Below are 21,144 nucleotides of genomic sequence, written 5' to 3'. Positions count from 1 at the left end.
CGGTGGTGCGGGGGGTCGTGCGCGCTCCGCGTGGCATTCCGTTGCTCCCGCGGCTGGATTGTTTCGAAAAGCGCCTCGTTCTGCAGTGCCCCGTGCCGAACCCCTGCGCGTTGCGGCGCAGTTGTAGGTCATACACCCCTCCGGAGTGTAGTCGCCGAGCGTCACCGTCAGGACGCGAAGAGTGAAAACGCGCAGGAAGGGGGAGCACGGTGGAGGCACGGAACTCGGCGCCCAGCGCCGGAGAAACGGAGGACGCGGTGAAAGAATTGCGGGCAGAACTCGCCAGGGCCGGAATGATCCCGCCCACACTGGAGCTCGACCCGGTGAGTCTCGCGCGAAAAGCGCCCTGCCCGCTCGTCGCACCGGGTCGCTCCGCCGTACGGGGCACCCGTCGCAGCGCCCTGCACGGCAGCCGTCGGCCCACGGCGGTGCTGCGGTGAAGCCTCCGGTCGGCGCGTACGTCGTGGACACCCGCAGCGGTCGCATCGGCATCGTCATGGGGCATGAGGGGCCCTATGTGCAGCTGAGGCCGTACGGAGGCGGCAGGGAGTGGGACGCCGACCCCCGAGCCGTCCGACACGCCACCCCCGCCGAGCGGCTGAGCGCGGCGACCGCGTACGCCAACGCCCGCAGCAGGGGCGAGGTCCCTTGACGTGACGGCCCTGCCAGAATGGCTCCATGAGTCTGTTCCGCGACGACGGCATCGTGCTGCGCACCCAGAAGCTGGGTGAGGCGGACCGGATCATCACCTTGCTCACGCGCGGTCACGGACGGGTACGCGCGGTGGCCCGGGGCGTGCGCCGGACGAAGTCGAAGTTCGGTGCGCGTCTCGAACCGTTCTCCCACGTCGACGTGCAGTTCTTCGCGAAGGGGAGCGAGCTGGTCGGCCGCGGGCTGCCGCTGTGCACCCAGAGCGAGACCATCGCGCCCTACGGCGGCGGCATCGTCAGCGACTACGCCCGGTACACGGCCGGGACCGTCATGCTGGAGACCGCCGAGCGCTTCACCGACCACGAGGGCGAGCCGGCCGTGCAGCAGTACCTGCTGCTGGTCGGCGGCCTGCGGACCCTCGCCCGGGGGGAGCACGCACCCCATCTCGTGCTCGACGCGTTCCTGCTCCGCTCCCTCGCCGTGAACGGGTACGCCCCGAGCTTCACCGACTGCGCGAAGTGCGGGATGCCCGGACCGAACCGGTTCTTCTCGGTCGCCTCGGGCGGTTCCGTCTGCGGGGACTGCCGCGTCCCCGGCAGCGTCGTACCCTCGCCCCAGGCCCTGGAACTCCTCGGCGCCCTGCTTACGGGAGACTGGGACACCGCCGACGCGTGCGAGGCGCGCTACGTCCGGGAGGGCAGCGGGCTGGTGTCCGCCTATCTGCACTGGCACATGGAGCGCGGGCTGCGCTCCCTGCGCTACGTCGAGAAGTAGCGCGAGCGGCGCACGACAGGGCAGCGCACGACCGAGCAGCACAGCAGTACAGCAGCAAGCGAGCACGAGGAGACGAGAAACACATGGCCGTACGCGGGATCCTGGGGCGCCAGCGCCGGGAGTACAGGACGCCGGAGCCGCACCCGTCCGGCGCGCGGCCCCCGAAGATCCCCGGGGAGTTCGTACCGCAGCATGTGGCGATCGTCATGGACGGTAACGGCCGCTGGGCCAAGGACCGGGGTCTGCCGCGCACCGAGGGGCACAAGGTCGGCGCCGAGCGCGTGCTCGACGTGCTCCAGGGCGCCATCGAGATGGGCGTGGGCGCCATCTCCCTGTACGCCTTCTCCACCGAGAACTGGAAGCGCTCGCCCGACGAGGTGCGCTTCCTGATGAACTTCAACCGGGACTTCATCCGCAAGACCCGGGACCAGCTCGACGAACTGGGCATCCGGGTGCGCTGGGTCGGGCGGATGCCGAAGCTGTGGCGGTCCGTGGCCAAGGAGCTCCAGGTCGCCCAGGAGCAGACCAAGGACAACGACAAGCTCACGCTCTACTTCTGCATGAACTACGGCGGGCGGGCCGAGATCGCCGACGCGGCCCAGGCGCTGGCGGAGGACGTGAAGAGCGGCAGGCTCGACCCGTCCAAGGTCAACGAGAAGACCTTCGCGAAGTACATGTACTACCCGGACATGCCGGACGTGGACCTGTTCCTGCGGCCCAGCGGCGAGCAGCGCACCTCCAACTACCTGATCTGGCAGAGCGCCTACGCCGAGATGGTCTTCCAGGACGTGCTGTGGCCGGACTTCGACCGGCGCGACCTGTGGCGGGCCTGCCTGGAGTTCGCCTCCCGGGACCGCCGCTTCGGCGGGGCGATCCCGAACGAGGAGCTGCTGGCCATGGAGGGCAAGCAGGCATAGGCCCCAAGACGGCGCAGGAGGTCCCGGCGGCCCTCCATCCCCACCGGCCCGACAGCCCCGAGCGGCCCGGGAGCTCCCAATCGGCCCGGCAGCCCCCAATGGCTCGACGGCCCCCAGTGGCTCGACGGCCCCCCGACGGCCCAGGTGCCCCAGCGGCCCGGCAGCCCCGGCGGCCCAGGTGCCCCCAGGGGCCCGCCAACCCCCACCGGCCCGGCAGTCCCTCCGGTGGCAGTCGGGCCGCTGCGGCGGTGTCCTGGTCGCATGGGTTCCACCGCCGTCAGCGCGCCCGGCCGGACCGTACACCGGGCCGGGGCCTTCGTCGCGTCCTCGCTGGCCCTGTTCTGCATCCAGCTGGACTTCTTCGCGCTCAACCTCGCCATCCCCGGGATATCCGCCGAACTGGACACGACCGTCTCCGCGGCGCAGTGGACGCTATCCGCGTACATGCTCGCCGTCGGCTGCCTGTTCATCGTCGGGGGACGGCTGGGCGACCTCCTCGGCCGGCGCCCGATCCTGCTGGCCGGGACCGGGCTGTTCGCCGCCGCCTCCGTCGGCTGCGCCCTCGCCCCGAGCCTCGGTGTGCTCGTCGTGGCCCGGATCGTGCAGGGCGCGGGCGCGGCGCTGATCTTCCCCGTGTCGGTCTCCGTCATCACCAACGCCTATCCGGAGGAGACCCGCGCCCGGGCGCTCGGCGCGATGTTCGGCATCGCCAACGTCGGCACCGCCCTCGGACCGTTCGTCGGCGGCGGCTTCACCGACGGGCCGGGCTGGCGGTGGATCTTCTGGCTGCTGGCCCCGCTCAGCGCCCTCTCCCTGCTGATCGCCCTGCGGTACGTCCCCGACTCACGGGACGAGAGCGCGCCGCGCCAGATCGATCTGCCGGGATGTCTGGCCGTCGTCGCGAGCCTGGCCGCCCTGACCCTGGCCGTGGAGCGGGGAAGCGCCTGGGGCTGGGACCACGCCCGCACGCTCGCCCTGTTCGGGACCGCCGTGGTGGCCGGCGGTCTCTTCGCAGTGCGGGAGCGGACCTGCCGGCATCCGCTGGTCGACTTCCGGCTCTTCCGCAACATCCGCTTCGACCTGGTCACCGTGATGGGCTCGCTCGCGAACATGGGTTACGCCGTCACCGTGTTCCTCGCCACGCTCCAGTTGCAGCAGGTGCGGGGCCTGTCGGCGATCCTGTCCGGCACGGTGTTCCTCGCCCCGGCCGTCATGGTCGCCTGCTCGGGACCGATCGGCGCCTGGCTGTCCGGCCGGATGCGCGCCACCAGCGTCATGGCCCTGGCCGGGACGATCGCCGGCACCGGCATGATCGGGCTCAGCTTCGCCTGGTCCTGGTGGGTCTACCTGCCCGTCTTCACCTGGTGCGCGCTCGGGCTCGGCCTGGGCTGGACCTTCGCCAGTGTCGCCACCCAGCAGGTCGTCTCACCCGCCCGGGCGGGAGAGGCCTCGGGCGTCGTCCTCACGGCCCTCGTCACGCTCGGCGCGATCGGCCTCGCGGCGGTGGCGGCGGCCATCACGTCGCTCACTCCCGAGACCGGCCCGGAGGACGCCTACGACCTCATCCTGCGCGTCGGCGGCGCCGTGATCCTGGCCTCCTCGGCCCTGTCACTGCTCGTCCGCCACAGACTGAGCGCCCGCGGCCTCATCCCGTCCTGAGAAACGTGCAAGCGGGGCAGGTGGCCACCGACCTCAGGGGCGCGGGGAACTGCGCGACCAGCCCCCACCCCTCCGCAGCCGCAACGCAGCCTCATCCCGTCCTGACCAACGGGGCAGAGGGACACCAACCCAAGGGGCGCGGGGAACTGCGCGACCAGCCCCCACCCCTCCGCAGCCGCCACACAGCCTCACCCCACCGCGCGGAGGAGAACCGGCTCAACCGCCGGAGGCCCCCGCACAGTCGGCGCACGTCCCGAAAATCTCCACCGTGTGCGCCACGTTCACATACCCGTGCTCCGCCGCGATGGCATCGGCCCACTTCTCCACGGCCGGCCCTTCCACCTCGACGGCCTTGCCGCAGCCACGGCACACGAGGTGGTGGTGATGGTCGTCGGTGGAGCAACGCCGGTACACCGACTCGCCGTCGGCCGTGCGCAGGACGTCGACCTCACCGGCGTCGGCGAGGGACTGCAGCGTGCGGTAGACCGTGGTGAGCCCGACCGAGTCGCCCTTGTGCTTGAGCATGTCGTGCAGTTCCTGCGCACTGCGGAACTCGTCGACCTCCTGCAGGGCCGCCGCCACAGCGGCCCGCTGCTTGGTGGCGCGGCCCTTCACGGACGGTCCAGCGGTCGTCACCGTTGCCTCCTCACGTCTGCCTTGCCCGGGCCATTGTGCCAGCCCGGGGTGGCGGCGGTCAGACGCCGACCTCGTCGGTCGCCTGCCGGCTGCCCGGGATCGCGCACTCGGCGGGATCGGCCGCACCGTCCGCGGCCGCCCGGGCCCGGGCGCGGCGGCGGGCCAGCGGGGCCGCGAGCGCCGTCAGGGCGATGAACGCGCCGATGGTCAGCAGCACGATGGTCGCCCCGGGCGGCACGTCCTGGTAGTACGAGGTGACGGTGCCGCCGATCGTCACGCTCACGCCGATGGCCACGGCGATCACGAAGGTCGCGGCGAAGCTGCGGGCGATCTGCTGGGCGGCCGCGACCGGCACCACCATCAGCGCACTGACCAGCAGCAGCCCGACCACGCGCATCGCCACCGTCACCGTGACGGCCGCGGTGACGGCCGTCAGCAGGTTCAGCACGCGCACCGGCAGGCCCGTCACCCGGGCGAACTCCTCGTCCTGGCTGACCGCGAACAGCTGCCGCCGCAGGCCGAGGGTGACCAGGACGACGAACGCGGCCAGGACGCAGATCGCGGTGACGTCCGACTGGGACACCGTCGACAGGGAGCCGAACAGGTACGACGTCAGGTTGGCGTTGGAGCCCGTCGGTGCGAGGTTGATGAACATCACACCGCCGGCCATGCCGCCGTAGAACAGCATCGCGAGGGCGATGTCGCCGCGGGTCTTGCCGTACCAGCGGATCAGCTCCATGAGGACCGCGCCGAGGACGGAGACCAGGGTCGCCATCCACACCGGGGACCAGCTGAGCAGGAAGCCGAGGCCCACGCCGGTCATCGCGACGTGGCCGATGCCGTCGCCCATCAGGGCCTGGCGGCGCTGGACCAGGTAGATGCCGACCGCGGGGGCGGTGATGCCGACCAGGACGGCGGCGAGCAGGGCCCGCTGCATGAAGGCGTAGTCGAGGAAGTCCATCAGCTCAGCAGTCCCGTGCGGATCGGTTCGGCGCCCGCGGGTGCGTGCGGGTGCACGTGGTCGTGGCCGGGCAGGGCGTGCTGTCCGACGGCCTTCGGGGGCGGCCCGTCGTGGACGACACAGCCGTCGCGCAGGACGACCGCCCGGTCGATCAGAGGCTCCAGCGGGCCCAGTTCGTGCAGCACGAGCAGCACCGTCGCGCCCTGCGAGACCTGCTCGGTGAGGGTGTGCGCGAGGACCTCCTGGCTGGCCAGGTCGACACCGGCCATCGGCTCGTCCATGATCAGCAGCTCGGGTTCGGAGGCGAGCGCGCGGGCGATCAGGACGCGCTGGTGCTGGCCGCCGGAGAGGGCGTCGACGGAGTCCTTGGCCCGGTCGGCCATGCCGACGAGGTCCAGGGCGCGCCGTACGGCCGCGTGGTCGGCCTTGCGCAGCACGCCGAAGCGGGCCCGGGACAGACGGCCGGAGGACACCACCTCGGTGACCGTGGCGGGCACCCCGCCGGCGGCCGTGGTGCGCTGCGGGACGTAGCCCACGCGGTGCCAGTCGCGGAACCGGCCGCGGTCCGTGCCGAACAGCTCGATGGCGCCGGCGCCGGTCTGCACCTGGCCGATGATGCTGCGCACGGCCGTGGACTTGCCCGAGCCGTTCGCGCCGAGCAGCGCGACGACCTCGCCGCGGTGCACGGTGAGGTCGATGCCGCGCAGTACGGGGCGCGAGCCCAGGTCCGCGCGGACGCCGCGCAGGGATACGACGGGCTCGGTCATGCCGTCCTCCGATGGGTCGATCACTTGGCTCCCAGGGCCGTCCGCAGGGCCTTGAGGTTGGCTTCCATCACCTGGAAGTAGTCGTCGCCGCGGGACGTGTCGGTGATGCCCTCCAGCGGATCGAGGACGTCCGTCTTCAGGTGCGCGTCGCGGGCGAGGGTCTTCGCGGTCTTGTCGGAGACCAGTGTCTCGTAGAAGACGGTGGTGACGCCGTCGGCCTTCGCCTCCTGCTGGAGCTCGCGGACGCGGGCGCCGCTGGGCTCGCTCTCGGGGTCGAGACCGGAGATGGCCTCCTGGGTGAGGCCGTAGCGCTCGGCGAGGTAGCCGAAGGCGGCGTGGTTGGTGAAGAAGACCTTGGTCTTCGTGTCCTTCAGGCCGTTCTCGAACTCGCCGTTCAGCCCGTTCAGCCTCTTGACCAGGGCCTCGGTGTTCTTCTTGTAGTCGGCCGCGTGGTCCGGGTCGGCCTTCTCGAAGGCCTTGCCGACGCCCTGGGCGATCTCGGCGTACTTCACCGGGTCGAGCCAGACGTGCGGGTCGCGGCCGTGCTCCTCCTCGTCGGAGTGCTCCTCGGAGTGGGCTTCCTCACCCTCGTGGCTGTGGCCGCCGGTGCCGTGGTCCTCGAGGTGGGTCAGCGTGGCCGCGTCGATCTTGGTCTTGATGCCGGTCTGGCCGACGGCCTCGTCGACGGCGGGCTGGAGACCCTTGAGGTAGAGCGCCGCGTCGGCCTCCTCCAGCTGCGCGCGCTGCTTGGTGCTGATCTCCAGGTCGTGCGGCTCCTGGCCGGGCTCGGTCAGGCTGGTGACGTTCGCGTGGTCGCCGCCGATCTGCTGCGCGAGGAACGCCATGGGGTAGAACGAGGCGACGACGTCGAACTTGTCCGTGTTGCCCGTCGCCGCGCTGTCGCTGGAGCAGGCGGTCAGGGTCAGGGTGCCGAGGCCGAGAGCGGAGGCCACGGCGGCGGGTATGAGGCGTCGTCGTACGTTCATGACACTCATTTTCAACAAATATGGAAACCGTTGTCAACAAACGGTCTCAGCGGAGTCCCGGCGGGTCCTTGAGGCCGCCATGGGGGGAGCGATTTGATTGAGGGGGCGCCCCCGCCGGTAACCTGAATCATTCGCTGGAAGCAACTCGCTTCGCCCGCCCGGATCCCGACCACCACCCCTCATCGAGGCGCTTCCACTCCGCACCCGTCAGTATTCGTCGTCGTAATGAAGAGAGCACCGTGGCCGCCGACAAGATCGACACCATCGTCAGCCTGAGCAAGCGCCGTGGCTTCGTATTCCCCTGTAGTGAGATCTACGGCGGTCAGCGCGCCGCTTGGGACTACGGCCCCCTGGGTGTCGAGCTCAAGGAGAACCTCAAGCGCCAGTGGTGGCGCTACATGGTGACGTCGCGCGAGGACGTCGTGGGCATCGACTCGTCCGTGATCCTGGCCCCCGAGGTCTGGGTCGCCTCCGGTCACGTCGCCACCTTCACGGACCCGCTGACCGAGTGCACCTCCTGCCACAAGCGGTTCCGCGCGGACCACCTGGAGGAGGCCTACGAGGAGAAGAAGGGCCGCGCCCCGGAGAACGGCCTCCTCGACGTCAACTGCCCCAACTGCGGCAACAAGGGCCAGTTCACCGAGCCCAAGCAGTTCTCGGGCCTGCTGTCCACCCACCTCGGCCCGACCCAGGACTCCGGCTCCGTCGCCTACCTGCGTCCCGAGACCGCGCAGGGCATCTTCACCAACTTCTCGCAGGTGCAGACCACCTCGCGCCGCAAGCCGCCGTTCGGCATCGCCCAGATGGGCAAGTCCTTCCGCAACGAGATCACGCCCGGCAACTTCATCTTCCGCACCCGCGAGTTCGAGCAGATGGAGATGGAGTTCTTCGTCAAGCCGGGCGAGGACGAGAAGTGGCAGGAGTACTGGATGGAGCAGCGCTGGAACTGGTACACCGGTCTCGGCCTGCGCGAGGAGAACATGCGGTGGTACGAGCACCCGCAGGAGAAGCTCTCCCACTACTCCAAGCGCACCGCCGACATCGAGTACCGCTTCCAGTTCGGCGGCAGTGAGTGGGGCGAGCTCGAGGGCGTCGCCAACCGCACCGACTACGACCTCGGCGCCCACTCCAAGGCCTCCGGCCAGGACCTCACCTACTTCGACCAGGAGGCCGGCGAGCGCTGGACCCCCTACGTCATCGAGCCCGCGGCCGGTGTCGGCCGCGCGATGCTGGCGTTCCTCCTGGACGCCTACATCGAGGACGAGGCCCCCAACGCCAAGGGCAAGATGGAGAAGCGCACCGTGCTGCGCCTCGACCACCGCCTCGCCCCGGTGAAGGTCGCGGTGCTGCCGCTGTCCCGCAACCCGGAGCTGTCCCCGAAGGCCAAGGGCCTGGCCCAGGCGCTGCGGCAGAACTGGAACATCGAGTTCGACGACGCCGGTGCCATCGGCCGCCGCTACCGCCGCCAGGACGAGATCGGTACGCCGTTCTGCGTGACCGTCGACTTCGACACCCTCGAGGACAACGCGGTGACCGTCCGCGAGCGCGACTCGATGAAGCAGGAGCGCGTCTCCCTCGACCAGATCGAGGGCTACCTGGCGGCCCGCCTCGTCGGCTGCTGACCGCCTCTCACTGCCGCGCGGTGCCGGGTTCCTCCACGGAGGGGCCCGGCGCCGCGGCGTTTCACGGCTCCTGGCCGGCTCGGACGCTCAGAGGTCGAGGTCGACGTAGACGCACGCGTGGTCCGAGGCGCGGTTCCACTTCGAGGTGACGGTGTCGAAGGACTTGAACGTGGACGGGGCCCAGACGCCGCGCCGTTCCACCTCCACGTGCTGCACCTGCTCCCACAGGGGTGGCGGCAGCAGCACGTAGTCGAGCTTCTGGCTCTCGGAGGCGCCCGTGCCGTGGGTGCCCGGGGCGCCCCGGTAGGACGGGTGGCTCATCACGTCCCGCAGGCCCGTCCCCAGCAGGGCCCGGATCGCCTCGCTGGACGGCTCGTCGTTGAGGTCACCCGCGACCACGACGTAGGGGGAGCGCTCCAGGGCGGCCTGGTAGATCGACGCCACCCTCTTGGCCTGGGCGACGCGCAGCTCCGGGTCGTCGCCGCTCTGGCTCTTGAGGTGGTTGCCCAGCAGCCACAGCGGAGTGCCGCCGATCTGGATCTCGTACTCGGGGCAGTCCCGGCTGAACAGATACGTGCCGGGGCGGTCCGGGTCCGTGTCGAACACGTGCGACCGCAGGGACGTGATCGGGTGGCGGCTGAGGATCCCCACGTCGATGCCGCGCGGGTCGTTCCCGTCGATCACCATGTCGTACGGGTACGGCGTCCTCTTCAGGTCGGCGCCCAGCACCTGCTCGTTGAAGCGGCGCAGGGTCGTCCGGTCCTCCACCTCCACCGTGAGCAGGATGTCCGCGTCGACCTCGGTGATCACGCGGCCCGTGTTGTGCACCACCTCCCAGTCGAGGTCGTCACGGACCAGTTCCACCCAGCCCGTCCACCCCGAGCGGCCCTTGGCCACGATCTCGAAGGTGACGTGCTCGCCGCCGCCCTTCGTCCTGAACAGCGTGCCCTGGCCGCGCGTCTCGTTGACGAAGAACGGCCTGTCCGAGCGGGAGTCGTGCACCCGGTGCTTCTTCAGGAGTTCGGCGGCACGGGCCTTGGTGTCGTCGTCGTAGGTCTTCTTCTCCAGGAGGGAGACCAGCTCGGCGTAGTCGTCGAGGATCTCGCGGCGCTGCTTGTCGCCCGGCAGGCGGAAGACCTTGGGGCGGCGGAAGAGGTTCTCCGTGTTGAAAGTCGCGATACGGATCGTCATGACGCGCTCCCTCGGGCGGCGCAGGAGTGCCGCGCGACCGATGGGCGGGCGCCGCCGGGGAGACCGCTCACCGGCACTTTCCATTGTCCGAGCCGGTGTGAAGCGTGTCGAACGGTGGGGCGATTGGGGCCTGTGCGATCGCCGGGGCGCGTGGATCGGGCCTTGAGGGCCGAGGGGGGTGGTCCTGGAGGGGCCAGGGTGGTTGGTTCTGGTGGGCCGAGGGGCTGGTCCTGGAGGGCCAGGGTGATTGGTTCTGGAGGGCCGAGGGCGCTGGTCCTGGATTGTCCAGGGGGATTGGTCCTGGAGGGCCGAGGGTGATTGGTCCTGTTCCGGTGGGCGGGGCGGACCCAGGGTGGCGGCATGAGCATCGCGTTCCTGCTGACCACCCTTGTCGTCGTCGCCACGCCGGGCACCGGCGTCGTCTACACCCTCGCCGCCGCACTCTCCCGGGGGAGCCGCGCCGGTGTCGTCGCGGCCGTCGGCTGCACGCTCGGCATCGTCCCGCACCTGCTGGCCACGGTCACCGGCGCCGCCGCGCTGCTGCACGCGAGCGCGACCGCGTTCCAGGTACTGAAGTACGCCGGTGTCGCCTACCTCCTGTACATGGCGTGGGCGACGGCGCGGGACAAGAGCGCGCTCGTGGTGGAGGAGGACGAGGCGGCCCCGGAGGTGCCGGCGCGGCGGGTGATCGTGCGCGGCGTGCTGGTCAACATCCTCAACCCGAAGCTGACGATCTTCTTCTTCGCGTTCCTGCCGCAGTTCGTGAACCCCGGGGAGCCGCACGCGGTGCCGCGGATGGCGGCGCTCGGCGGGGTCTTCATGCTGGCGACCTTCGCGGTGTTCGCCGCGTACGGGGTACTGGCCGCGTCGGTCCGCCGGCACGTGGTGGGCCGGCCGCGGGTGACGGCCTGGCTGCGGCGGGGCTTCGCGGGGTCGTTCGTGGCACTGGGGGCGAAGCTGGCGTTCACGGCGCGGTAGCCACGGGACGAGGGTGGCGGTCGGCTGACGCGTCCGCGGGCCGCTGACATGTGTCGACTGCCGGCAAGTACCGGCCGATGGCAAGTACCGGCCTGCTGACAAGTATCGGTCTGCTGACAAATACCGGTCTGCTGACAAGTATCGGCTGACAGATATTGAAATCTGTCAGCTGTCATGGCATGGTGGAGGGCATGACGATGCTTACCCGCCCCCTCGGAAACACCGGCCCCCAGGTGTCCGCCCTCGGCCTCGGCTGCATGGGTATGTCCGCCCTGTACGGCGAGGCGGACCGGACCGAGTCCATCGCGACGATCCACGCGGCGCTCGAAGCGGGCGTCACCCTGCTCGACACCGGCGACTTCTACGCCATGGGTCACAACGAGATGCTGATCGGCGAGGCCCTGCGCACCGCCCCCGCTGCCCGGCGCGAACAGGCCCTGATCAGCGTGAAGTTCGGCGCCCTGCGCGGCCCGGACGGCAGCTGGTCCGGCTACGACGGCCGCCCGGCCGCCGTGAAGAACTTCGCCGCCTACTCCCTCCAGCGGCTCGGCGTCGACCACATCGACGTCTACCGCATCGCCCGCCTCGACCCGGACGTCCCCATCGAGGAGACGGTCGGCGCGATAGCGGAGCTCGTCGAGGAGGGCTACGTCCGGCACATCGGCCTCAGCGAGGTCGGTGCCGGGACCATTCGGCGGGCGGCGGCCACCGCACCCGTGTCCGACCTCCAGATCGAGTACTCCCTCATATCCCGCGGCATCGAGGACGAGATCCTCCCCACCACCCGCGAGCTGGGCATCGGCATCACGGCGTACGGCGTGCTCTCCCGGGGCCTGATCTCGGGCCACTTCACCGCCGACCGGCAGCTCGGCGCGGGCGACTTCCGTGCGATGTCGCCGCGCTTCCAGGGCGACAACCTCCGGCACAACCTGAACCTCGTGGAGGCCCTGCGGAAGATCGCCGAGCAGAAGGGCGTCAGCGTCGCGCAGATCGCGATCGCCTGGGTGCTCTCCCGCGGTGAGGACATCGTGCCCCTGGTCGGAGCCCGCCGCCGCGACCGGCTCACGGAGGCACTGGGCGCGCTGGACGTCACGCTGGAGCCGGCCGACCTGGCCGCGATCGAGGAGGCGATACCGGCCGGTGCCGCCGCGGGCGAGCGCTACCCGGCGGCCCAGATGGCGCACCTCGAGAGCTGAACCGGGCGTTGGGTACGGTCAGGGCATGGCACCGACCAGCGAGATCCTGACCGCCGAGCGCATCCTCGAAGCGACCGAGGAGGTGCTGCGGCGCCATGGCCCGGCCAAGGCCACCGTGGTGGACGTGGCGCGTGCGCTCGGCGTCAGCCACGGCAGCGTGTACCGCCACTTCCGGACGAAGGCGGCGCTGCGCGAGGCGGTCACCAAGCGCTGGCTGGACCGCACGTCGGGGCAGCTGTCCGGGATCGTCGCCGCGGACACCGTCCCGGAGGACCGGCTGCGGGAGTGGCTCGCCGCGCTGTTCGCCGCCAAGCGCCGCAAGGCGGGGGAGGACCCCGAGCTGTTCGCCACGTACACGGTCCTCACCGACGAGAACGGCACGGCGGTGAGCGAGCACATCACCGACCTGGAGACGCAGTTGACCCGCATCATCCAGGCCGGCGTCGAGACCGGCGACTTCGCCGCCCCCGACCCGGAGGCCTCCGCCCGCGCGGTCTTCCAGGCCACCGGCCGCTTCCACGACCCCTGTTATGCGCGGGAGTGGGAGGAGCCGGGCACCGAGGCGGACTTCGCAGCGGTGGTCGACCTGCTGGTACAGGGGCTGCGGCGGACGCCGTAGGCCGGGGGCAGGGGGTGGAGTGAGCGCCCAGCCGGGGCGCGTGGGCTGGGGTGAGCGCTTTGGCCAGGGCGCTTGGGCTGGGGTGAGCGCCCAGCCGGGGCGCGTGGGGTTGGGGTGGTGAGCGCCTCAGCCGGGGCACGCGCCCAGCCGGGGCGCTCCGCACGCCACCTCAGCGCCGCCGATACGCCGCCGCCGCGCCACCGGCCATGCCGCCGTCACACCGCTGCGTCATACCGCTGCGTCACGCTGCCGTGTCACGCCGCCCGTCGGATCCACCGTGGCCTGGTGGGCCTCCAGCAGGTGCTCCTCCGCCTTCAGCCAGGGCAGGAACTGGGCGCCTCGGCGCCAGCCGCAGGTGTCGCATCTGATCGTGCGCTGCACGCCCGTCCGGAGCACCCGCACCACGTGCTCCCGGCCGTGCTGGTCCCACCGGCTGACCTTGCTCGTGTCGATCTGCGCCATGACGCCCTCCGCATCGAGAAACTGCCGTCCCGGCCTGCCCGCAGCAAGGAGTGTGCAGCACGACCGACATCAACAGGGCTTCCCCGGAAGTGCGTTATCAGGCTGTGAGAGACCTCAGGCAATCGTGCGGGGCAGCCGCAGGCTCAGCAGACCGGTCAGCAGGACACCGCCGAGCTGCACCAGCAGCGTCGTGACCAGGGCGTCCCGCATACCCATCCCCGGGACCAGCGACAGGAACAGCGTGCCCAGGGTCGCCACGCCGAGGGCCAGCGCCGACTGCTGGGTGGTGATCATCACGCCGCTGCCGACCCCGGCCCGGGCGGGCGGCACCTCGGAGAGGATCACTCGGTAGATGACGGGGAGTTGCAGCGCCTGGCCCGCACCGGCGACCGCCGCGCCCGGGAGCAGTTCGACGAAGCCCAGATGCGGCCAGAACCGCCAAGCGGCCAGCGTCATCAGGGCCAGGCCCACACCCTGGAGGGCGGCGCCGGCCGTCACCACACGGGTGCCGTACCGGGCGACCAGGCGCGGACCCAGCAGCGAGAACACGAAGAACACCACCGCCAGCGGCGCGAGCGCCAGACCGGCGGCGACCGGACTCAGACCGGCCCCCTGCTGCAACGCCACCGCGATCACGAACATGAACCCGCTGAAGCCGATCGAGAAGGGCAGCACCAGCAGAAGTCCGCGGCGCAGCGAGGTCAGCGCGAACATACTCGGCGGCACCAGCGGCGTACGGCCCGCGCGGTCGGCCCGCCGCTCCACCGTAAAGAACGCCGCCACCACGAAGGGGAAGGCCGCCAGGGACAGCCACGTCCACAGCGGCCAGCCCGCCGACCGGCCCTCGGTGAGCGGCACGAGGAGGGTGAGGAGGGAGGCCGCGAGGAGGAACGTGCCCGGGACGTCGACGGGTTCCGGGCGCGTCGAGCGGGTCTCGGGGACGGCCCGGACGGCCGGAACCAGCCCCGCGAGCACGACGGGCACATTGACGAGGAACACCGACCGCCAGCCGGTCCCGGCGATGTCCGCGGCCACCAGGACCCCGCCGAGGATCTGCCCGGCGACCATCGCCAGTCCGGCGGTCGCGCCGTACAGGCCCATGGCCCTGGCCCGCCGGGGGCCGGTGGTGGTCGCCTGGATGGTGGCGAGCACCTGCGGCAGCATCGCGGCCGCCGACGCGCCCTGTGCGACCCGGGCCGCCACCAGCGACCAGGCGCCGGGCGCCAGCCCGCAGGCCAGCGAGGTCAGCCCGAAGGCCGCCATCCCCGCGAGGAACAGCCGCCGCCGGCCGAACAGATCGCCGAGCCGGCCCCCGAGGACCAGCAGGACGGCGTACGACAGGCCGTACCCGGCGACGACGAGTTCGAGCACGGACTCGCTCGCGCCGAGGTCGGTGCCGATGGTGGGCAGGGCGACGTTGACGATGAAGAAGTCGATGAGGGGGAGGGCCGCGGCCAGCAGCACCGCGAACAGCCCGAGCCCGCCGAGCACGGGAGCGGGGGCGGTGGGTGAACGGACGGGACTCGGGGCAAGGGATTCGGTGGTCACGGTCACGAGCCTGCGGCGTCGCCCAGGCTGGTACCAGAGTGTTCTTATCCTGGTAGTGGCACCACCTGGAAACAGGGTCCGGGCAAGGGCATGCTGGGGGCATGACGACCACGGCGCACGAGACGACGCCCCGCGGACCCGCGGCGCAGGCCGTGCCCCGCGACACCGACGTGCGCCGGCACGAACTGGCGGCCTTCCTGCGCAGCCGCCGCGAGCGGATCGCCCCCGAGCAGGTCGGGCTGCCCCGGGGCCGCCGGCGCCGCACCCCCGGACTGCGCCGGGAGGAGGTCGCCCAGCTCTCCGCGGTGGGCGTCACCTGGTACACGTGGCTGGAGCAGGCCCGGGACATCCAGGTCTCCGTGCAGGTCCTGGACGCGCTGGCCCGGGCGCTGCTGCTCGACCCGAGCGAACGCGCACACCTCTTCCAGCTCGCCGGGGCCGCCGATCCGACCCCGGCGACCATGTGCCCGTCGGTCACACCGGCGATGCGGGCCCTGCTGGGGCAGGTCGAGCCGTTCCCGGCGTGCCTGCAGAACAGCCGGTACGACATCCTCGCTTTCAACCGCACCTACGGGCTGCTGCTGTGCGACCTGGACACGGTGCCGCCGGAGGACCGCAACTGCATCGTCCTCTCCTACACCCACCCCGAGTGGCAGTCCTCGATCGTGCACCTGGAGGAGACCCAGCGCCTCATGGCGGCCCGCTTCCGCGCGATGATGGCCGGCCATCTCGCCGAGCCGGCCTGGAAGATGCTTCTCGACCGGCTGCACAGCGAGTCACCCGCGTTCCGCAAGGCCTGGGACCGCCACGAGGTGGTCGCCCACCGCTCCAAGCGCAAGGAGTTCCGCAACCGCCACGTCGGCCGCATCACCGTCGACCACACGGACCTGTGGCTGACACCCGGTACGGGACCACGGATCGTCACATACGTCCCGGCGGACGAGGAGTCCCGGCGGCGGCTGGACATGCTCCAGGAGATGGCCCTGAACAGGGAGATGGCCCTGAACAGGGAGATGGCCCTGAACAGGGAGATGGCGCTGAACAGGGAGTCGGGCCCTCAGGCTCTCTCCCGGTAGTTCATGGACCAGTGGGTGCCGAAGAAGCGGGCCTCCGTCTCGGTCCGCTCCAGGCCGGGCCGCCGGGCGGGCTCGCTCCAGCCGGTGATGCGGGTGAGCCGCTCCATCCAGTCGAAGGCAGAGGTGGCCGTTCGCCGGTCCAACCTGCCCAGCAGGTCGTCGACGGTGGCTTGCGTGCGCTCCATGGCGGACAGTGAAGCGCACGGCACCGGCCATCAGCGGTCCGCGGTCACCGCCACGTCCCGCACCTCCGGTGGCTCCAGGCGCCGCGCGGCCCGCTCGGCGGTCCCGCGGGCCCACCGCCCGTTCGTCACCGCCCCCAGCGCCAGCACCGCGAACCCGCACACGGCGAGGATCCACCACCCGGGCCTGGCCGCGGACACGAACACCTCGCGGTACGAGGACGCGCCGACGCCCGAGGCGAGCACCGCGCCCACCACGGCCACGCCCAGCGTCTGGCCGAGCTGCCGGCTCGTGGAGGCGACCGCCGCGGCCACGCCCGCCTGGGCGCGCGGCATGCCGGACACCGCCGTGTTGGTGATGGGCGCGTTGACGAAGCCGAAGCCGATGCCGAACAGGACATAGCCGGCGAAGAGCGTGACATCGGAGGTCTCGGCCTCGAACGCGGCGAACAGGACGCCGCTGGTCGTCATCGCCGTGCCCGCGATCAGCAGGGGCAGGCGCGGACCGCGGGAGCCGACGAGGCGGCCCGACAGCGGTGCGCACAGGAACGTCGGCACGGCCATCGGAAGCATCCACAGGCCCGCCTCCAGGGCGGTCAGGCCCCGCACGTTCTGCAGGTACAGCGTCGACAGGAACAGGAAGCCGCCGAGCGCCGCGAACGCGCTGATCGCGATCACCGTCGCCCCGCTGAACGGCGCCGAGCGGAAGAACCGCAGGTCGATCAGCGGCTCCTTGCGACGCGGCTCGTAGAGGAGCAGTCCCACCAGGGCCGCGAGGGCGACGGCGGCCAGCGGCGCGATCGACCCGAACGGCGTGCTCGGCGCCTCGATGATCGCGTACGTCAGTGAGCCGAACAGCGCGATCACCAGCACTTGCCCGACCGGGTCGGGGCGGCGGGCCCGGGGCGCGCGGGACTCGGGGACGAAGCGCAGGGTGAGCAGCAGGGCCGCCAGGCCCACCGGCAGATTGATCCAGAAGATCGAGCGCCAGCCGACGGAGTCCACCAGCAGGCCCCCGACCAGCGGGCCGGCGGCCATCGATATGCCGACCACCGCGCCCCAGGCGCCGATCGCCCGGGCCCGCTCCCGCGGGTCCGTGAAGGTGTTGGTGATGATGGACATGGCGACGGGGTTCAGCATCGAGCCGCCCACCGCCTGCACCATCCGGAAGGCGACCAGCGCCTCCAGATCGGGCGCGAGGGAGCACAGCACCGAGCCGGCGGTGAACACCACCAGACCCGCCATGAAGACCCGCTTGCGGCCGATCCGGTCGGCCGTGGAGCCCGCGAGCATCAGCAGCGAGGCCAGGACCAGGGTGTAGGCGTCGATCGTCCACTGCAGGCCGGATGTGCTCGCGTGCAGGTCCTGCTGCATGGAGGGCAGGGCCACGTTCAGGACCGTGTTGTCGAGGCTCACGATCAGCAGGCTCATGCAGCAGATCGCGAGCACCAGCATGCGGCGGCGATGACTGAGCTCGGGCATGCGGTCCATCGTACGCCGACTTCGATAGTGTGGCTAACTAATGACTTTGCCCTCTCATTGCACGGCACAATGGAGGCATGTCCACGCCCCTCCAGATCGGTCCGCACACCGTCCGGCCGCCCGTCGTCCTGGCCCCCATGGCCGGGATCACCAACGCGCCCTTCCGCACCCTGTGCAGGGAGTTCAGCGGCGGCAAGGGCCTGTTCGTCAGCGAGATGATCACCACCAGGGCCCTGGTCGAGCGCAACGAGAAGACCATGCAGCTCATTCACTTCGACGCGAGTGAGCGCCCCCGTTCCATCCAGCTGTACGGCGTGGACCCCGCGACCGTCGGCAAGGCCGTCCGCATGATCGCGGAGGAGGACCTCGCCGACCACATCGACCTGAACTTCGGCTGCCCCGTGCCGAAGGTCACCCGCAAGGGCGGCGGCTCGGCGCTGCCCTACAAGCGGCACCTGCTGCGGGCCATCCTGCGCGAGGCCGTCAGCGGGGCCGGCGACCTGCCGGTGACGATGAAGATGCGCAAGGGCATCGACGACGACCACATCACCTTCCTCGACGCCGGCCGCATCGCCGTCGAGGAGGGCGTCACCGCCATCGCCCTGCACGGCCGCACCGCCGCCCAGCACTACGGCGGCACCGCCGACTGGGACGCCATCGCCCGGCTGAAGGAGCACGTGCCGGAGATCCCGGTGCTCGGCAACGGCGACATCTGGTCGGCCGAGGACGCCCTGCGGATGGTGCGCGAGACCGGCTGCGACGGCGTGGTCGTGGGCCGCGGCTGCCTGGGGCGGCCCTGGCTCTTCTCCGACCTGGTCGCTGCCTTCGAGGGCCGCACCGAGGACATCGCCCGCCCCGCCCTGCGCGAGGTCGCCGACGTCATGGTCCGGCACGCCGCGCTGCTCGGTGAGTGGATCGGCGACGAGTCCAAGGGCGTCGTCGACTTCCGCAAGCACGTCGCCTGGTACCTGAAGGGCTTCGCGGTCGGCTCCGAGATGCGAAAGCGTCTCGCGATCACCTCGTCCCTGGAGGAGCTGCGCTCGGGCCTGGACGAGCTGGACCTCGACCAGCCCTGGCCCGCCGGCGCCGACGGGCCCCGCGGCCGTACGTCCGGCAACAACCGCGTGGTGCTGCCGGACGGCTGGCTGAAGGACCCCTACGACTGCGCCGGAGTCGGCGAGGACGCCGAGCTCGACACCTCCGGCGGCTGATCAGCCCTTCGAGGGGCGCGGCGTGGAGCCGAACGCCGTCAGGAAGCGGTCGCGGAAGGAGCTCATCTTCCACACGGGCGCGTCGTGTTCGGGCCTGAGGCCCTCGGTCCAGTGCCAGTCGGCGACCTTGTCCAGGACCTTCGGGTCCTTCGCGACGATCGACACCGGCACGTCCCGGGAGGCGTGGTCGCCGCTGACCCGGGCGATGGGCTGGTGGTCGCCGAGGAAGACCAGGACGGTGTCGTCGGTGCCGTAGCGCTCCAGCCACTGGGTGAGGCTGGTCACCGAGTACTGGATGGACTTGCCGTACTCCTCGCGGGACCTGGTGGTGTCGGTGATGATGTCCGAGGCCTTGTTGCCGGCCTTCTGGATCGCGTCGAAGACCGACCCGTCGCCGAGTTCGTCCCAGCCGACCGTCTTCGGGATGGGCGCCCAGGGCTGGTGGCTGGAGGTCAGGATGACGAACGACATCAGCGGCTTGTCCCGCTTCTTGCCGTGCACCCGCCGCTGGAACGCCTCCAGCGCGTACTGGTCGGGCATGGTCGACCAGCTGAACTTCGGCCCCTTGTAGCCCAGGTCGAAGGCGTCGTAGAGCTTGTCCAGGCCGTACCACTTCTCCTCCGGCCAGCCCTTCTGCACGCCCGGCATCACACCGACCGTGTCCCAGGCGCCGGTCTTCTGGAAGGCCTTGGTGAGGGTGAGGTGGTCGCCGGCGCTGACCGTGCGGTAGCGCCGCTGGTTGTCGATCCACAGGCCGGACATGGTCGTGGAGTGGCCGAGCCAGCTGCTGCCGCCGTAGGTCGCCGACGTCAGCCAGCCGCTGCGGGCGGCGAAACCGGCCTTCTTCAACGCCTCGGTGCTCGTGTCCAGGGTGCGGTCGACGCCGGGGGCCATGACCGGGTCCTCGATGGCGCTGCGGCCGTAGCTCTCGATGAACGTGAAGACGACGTCCTTGCCGCGCAGGTCCGGCAGCAGTTCGCCGGGCGGGGTGTTGCCGAAGGTGTCCGCCTTCGACTCCTTTACGAACGCCGCCTCGTCCCGCAGCGACTCCAGCGTCCGCTGCGCGTGCACCTTGAGGGCACCGGCCCCGCGCTCGGAGGCGATCGGGCCGCCGAACAAGGTCAGGCCCAGGGCGGAGCAGGTGACCCAGACGACCCCGGCGGCCAGGGCGCCCTGCGAGGCCCGCACCCGGTGGCGGGCCAGCACACCGGCGAGCCGGACCGACGCCGCGACCATGACGGCCGCGACGAGCAGCACGAGCACGACCGCGCCGACGGCGGCGGCGGTCGCGACACCCCCGCCGAAGGTGTCCTCGACGTACGCCTGCGCATCGGGCAGCAGGTCCCAGTCGAGCGCGGCGTTGAAGCCTCGGCCCAGGTACTCGTTGAACCCCATGTCGAGCAGGTTCACGGTGGTCAGCACGGTGAGGCCGAGCCCGTAGAGCACCGCCGCCGCGAGCCGGGGCCGACGGGGCAGCGCCAGGACGACGACGGCCCCGAGAACCGCCTCCACCGGCATCCGCACGAAGCCGGCCGCCTTCAGGGCGGGGAGCGTGTTGGGCAGCAGCAGTGCGCCGAGGACCAGGACGGCGGCGAGAGCCGTGGTGGTGAGACGGAGCACGCGGGCGGACCCGGGATGGCGGGTGCGCCAGGCGCGCGGAGACGAGGGAAGGGAGCCGGTTCCGGTACGTGCGGCCGCCGTCCCCGGAGAACCGGCCGCCGCCGCCCCCTGCTCCGGCCCACCAAACCCCGCCACCCCACCCTCGGCCTCCACCGCGCCCCCGGCCCTGGCCCTGGCCCCGCCGGCCTCGGCCGCCATCTCCGGCCCGGAATCCGCCTCGCCCCCGGTCTTCGCCGCAGTCTCGGCCCTGGCCCCGCCGGCCTCGGCCTCCGTCTCCGGCCCGGCCTCCGCCTCGCCCCCGGTTTTCGCCAGAGTCTCGGCTTCCGCCGCAGCCTCCGTCTCCGGCCCGGCCTCCGCCTCGTCGGGCTTCGCCGCAGCCTCGGTCTCCGTCGCGACCTCGGGTCCCGCCTCCGCCCCGGCCCCGGCCTCCGCCCCGGCCTCCGCCCCGGCCCCGGCCCCTGCCCCGCCCTCGGTGTCTGCCGTGGCCTCGGTGGTGGCCTCGGTTGTGGCGTCGCTCGGCTGCGGCGGCTCGCTGGAGCGTGTGAAGACAGGCACCCGGAGGTCCTTCCCATGCGGAAAAGGTGAGGTGGCGGACCCGGGTGGGGG

At 71.4% G+C, this 21,144-nt stretch carries 20 protein-coding genes; 10 read left to right on the top strand and 10 right to left on the bottom strand.

Annotated features, from left to right (window positions below; genetic code table 11):
• The first annotated feature begins 436 nt into the window (after positions 1 to 436).
• The 4 genes from ACFV20_RS15090 (at position 437) to ACFV20_RS15075 (ending at position 4,001) form a co-directional block, all read left to right on the top strand.
• Positions 437 to 652 (top strand): hypothetical protein, encoded by a 216-nt coding sequence (locus tag ACFV20_RS15090; protein ID WP_385656361.1) that lies wholly within the window; start codon positions 437 to 439, stop codon positions 650 to 652.
• Positions 653 to 678: 26 nt separating this feature from the next.
• The gene (gene recO, locus ACFV20_RS15085) at positions 679 to 1,425 is read left to right on the top strand and encodes a DNA repair protein RecO (RefSeq protein ID WP_385656359.1); all 747 of its coding nucleotides are present in this window, start codon (positions 679 to 681) and stop codon (positions 1,423 to 1,425) included.
• Positions 1,426 to 1,508: 83 nt separating this feature from the next.
• Positions 1,509 to 2,342 carry an isoprenyl transferase gene (locus tag ACFV20_RS15080; protein WP_385656358.1) on the top strand — a complete coding sequence of 278 codons (834 nt, stop codon included), beginning with the start codon at positions 1,509 to 1,511 and terminating at the stop codon, positions 2,340 to 2,342.
• A gap of 261 nt (positions 2,343 to 2,603) precedes the next feature.
• The gene (locus tag ACFV20_RS15075; protein WP_385656357.1) at positions 2,604 to 4,001 is read left to right on the top strand and encodes an MFS transporter; all 1,398 of its coding nucleotides are present in this window, start codon (positions 2,604 to 2,606) and stop codon (positions 3,999 to 4,001) included.
• A 216-nt stretch (positions 4,002 to 4,217) separates the two neighbouring features.
• Here ACFV20_RS15075 and ACFV20_RS15070 read toward each other — a convergent pair whose 3' ends face one another.
• The 4 genes from ACFV20_RS15070 to ACFV20_RS15055 are packed head-to-tail and all read right to left on the bottom strand — an operon-like array spanning position 4,218 to position 7,351.
• Positions 4,218 to 4,637 (bottom strand): Fur family transcriptional regulator, encoded by a 420-nt coding sequence (locus tag ACFV20_RS15070; protein WP_385656355.1) that lies wholly within the window; start codon positions 4,635 to 4,637, stop codon positions 4,218 to 4,220.
• A gap of 58 nt (positions 4,638 to 4,695) precedes the next feature.
• Positions 4,696 to 5,598: a metal ABC transporter permease gene (locus tag ACFV20_RS15065; protein ID WP_385656354.1), complete on the bottom strand. Its 903-nt coding sequence runs from the start codon at positions 5,596 to 5,598 to the stop codon at positions 4,696 to 4,698.
• Positions 5,598 to 6,365, bottom strand: a complete 768-nt coding sequence (locus tag ACFV20_RS15060) for a metal ABC transporter ATP-binding protein (protein WP_385656352.1) — start codon at positions 6,363 to 6,365, stop codon at positions 5,598 to 5,600. Before ACFV20_RS15060 ends, ACFV20_RS15065 begins: the two co-directional genes overlap by 1 nt.
• 20 nt (positions 6,366 to 6,385) lie before the next feature.
• Entirely contained in the window at positions 6,386 to 7,351 is a 966-nt protein-coding gene (locus ACFV20_RS15055; RefSeq protein WP_385656350.1) for a metal ABC transporter substrate-binding protein, read from the bottom strand.
• 239 nt (positions 7,352 to 7,590) lie between these two features.
• Here ACFV20_RS15055 and ACFV20_RS15050 point away from each other — a divergent pair, with 239 nt between their 5' ends.
• Positions 7,591 to 8,973 carry a glycine--tRNA ligase gene (locus ACFV20_RS15050; protein WP_234848362.1) on the top strand — a complete coding sequence of 461 codons (1,383 nt, stop codon included), beginning with the start codon at positions 7,591 to 7,593 and terminating at the stop codon, positions 8,971 to 8,973.
• An 87-nt stretch (positions 8,974 to 9,060) separates the two neighbouring features.
• Here ACFV20_RS15050 and ACFV20_RS15045 read toward each other — a convergent pair whose 3' ends face one another.
• Positions 9,061 to 10,164 (bottom strand): endonuclease/exonuclease/phosphatase family protein, encoded by a 1,104-nt coding sequence (locus tag ACFV20_RS15045; RefSeq protein WP_385656347.1) that lies wholly within the window; start codon positions 10,162 to 10,164, stop codon positions 9,061 to 9,063.
• Positions 10,165 to 10,524: 360 nt separating this feature from the next.
• Between ACFV20_RS15045 and ACFV20_RS15040 the strand changes: the two genes are divergently transcribed.
• From ACFV20_RS15040 to ACFV20_RS15030, 3 genes are all read left to right on the top strand, one after another.
• Complete coding sequence (locus tag ACFV20_RS15040) at positions 10,525 to 11,142, top strand: LysE family translocator (protein WP_385656345.1); 618 nt, start codon at positions 10,525 to 10,527, stop codon at positions 11,140 to 11,142.
• A gap of 191 nt (positions 11,143 to 11,333) precedes the next feature.
• Positions 11,334 to 12,338 (top strand): aldo/keto reductase, encoded by a 1,005-nt coding sequence (locus tag ACFV20_RS15035; RefSeq protein WP_385656343.1) that lies wholly within the window; start codon positions 11,334 to 11,336, stop codon positions 12,336 to 12,338.
• 25 nt (positions 12,339 to 12,363) lie between these two features.
• Positions 12,364 to 12,957, top strand: a complete 594-nt coding sequence (locus ACFV20_RS15030) for a TetR family transcriptional regulator (protein WP_385656341.1) — start codon at positions 12,364 to 12,366, stop codon at positions 12,955 to 12,957.
• Between the two features lie 228 nt (positions 12,958 to 13,185).
• On the opposite strand, the gene ACFV20_RS15025 is transcribed toward ACFV20_RS15030, so the two are convergent.
• Together ACFV20_RS15025 and ACFV20_RS15020 are read right to left on the bottom strand one after the other, a co-directional pair.
• Positions 13,186 to 13,419 (bottom strand): hypothetical protein, encoded by a 234-nt coding sequence (locus ACFV20_RS15025; protein WP_385656339.1) that lies wholly within the window; start codon positions 13,417 to 13,419, stop codon positions 13,186 to 13,188.
• A gap of 114 nt (positions 13,420 to 13,533) precedes the next feature.
• Positions 13,534 to 14,967, bottom strand: coding sequence for an MFS transporter (locus ACFV20_RS15020; RefSeq protein WP_385656337.1), 1,434 nt, complete (start codon positions 14,965 to 14,967; stop codon positions 13,534 to 13,536).
• Between the two features lie 101 nt (positions 14,968 to 15,068).
• Here ACFV20_RS15020 and ACFV20_RS15015 point away from each other — a divergent pair, with 101 nt between their 5' ends.
• Positions 15,069 to 16,043, top strand: a complete 975-nt coding sequence (locus tag ACFV20_RS15015; protein WP_385656335.1) for a helix-turn-helix domain-containing protein — start codon at positions 15,069 to 15,071, stop codon at positions 16,041 to 16,043.
• Here the strand turns inward: ACFV20_RS15015 and ACFV20_RS15010 are convergent.
• Both ACFV20_RS15010 and ACFV20_RS15005 read right to left on the bottom strand, forming a co-directional pair.
• On the bottom strand, positions 16,025 to 16,228 hold the full coding sequence (locus tag ACFV20_RS15010; RefSeq protein ID WP_385656333.1) for a hypothetical protein: 204 nt from the start codon (positions 16,226 to 16,228) through the stop codon (positions 16,025 to 16,027). The genes ACFV20_RS15015 and ACFV20_RS15010 overlap by 19 nt on opposite strands.
• Before the next feature lie 30 nt (positions 16,229 to 16,258).
• Positions 16,259 to 17,707 (bottom strand): MFS transporter, encoded by a 1,449-nt coding sequence (locus ACFV20_RS15005; protein WP_385656331.1) that lies wholly within the window; start codon positions 17,705 to 17,707, stop codon positions 16,259 to 16,261.
• Between the two features lie 77 nt (positions 17,708 to 17,784).
• On the opposite strand from ACFV20_RS15005, the gene dusB reads away from it, so the two are divergent.
• The gene (gene dusB, locus ACFV20_RS15000) at positions 17,785 to 18,918 is read left to right on the top strand and encodes a tRNA dihydrouridine synthase DusB (RefSeq protein ID WP_385656329.1); all 1,134 of its coding nucleotides are present in this window, start codon (positions 17,785 to 17,787) and stop codon (positions 18,916 to 18,918) included.
• Here dusB and ACFV20_RS14995 read toward each other — a convergent pair whose 3' ends face one another.
• Positions 18,919 to 20,736: a sulfatase-like hydrolase/transferase gene (locus ACFV20_RS14995; protein WP_385656461.1), complete on the bottom strand. Its 1,818-nt coding sequence runs from the start codon at positions 20,734 to 20,736 to the stop codon at positions 18,919 to 18,921.
• Between the last annotated feature and the right edge of the window lie 408 nt (positions 20,737 to 21,144).

The sequence above is a fragment of the Streptomyces sp. NPDC059696 genome, assembly GCF_042733745.1.
GTDB lineage: Bacteria > Actinomycetota > Actinomycetes > Streptomycetales > Streptomycetaceae > Streptomyces.
Note: the sequence above shows the minus strand (reverse complement) of the source record. Positions and strands in the feature narration are given on the sequence as shown.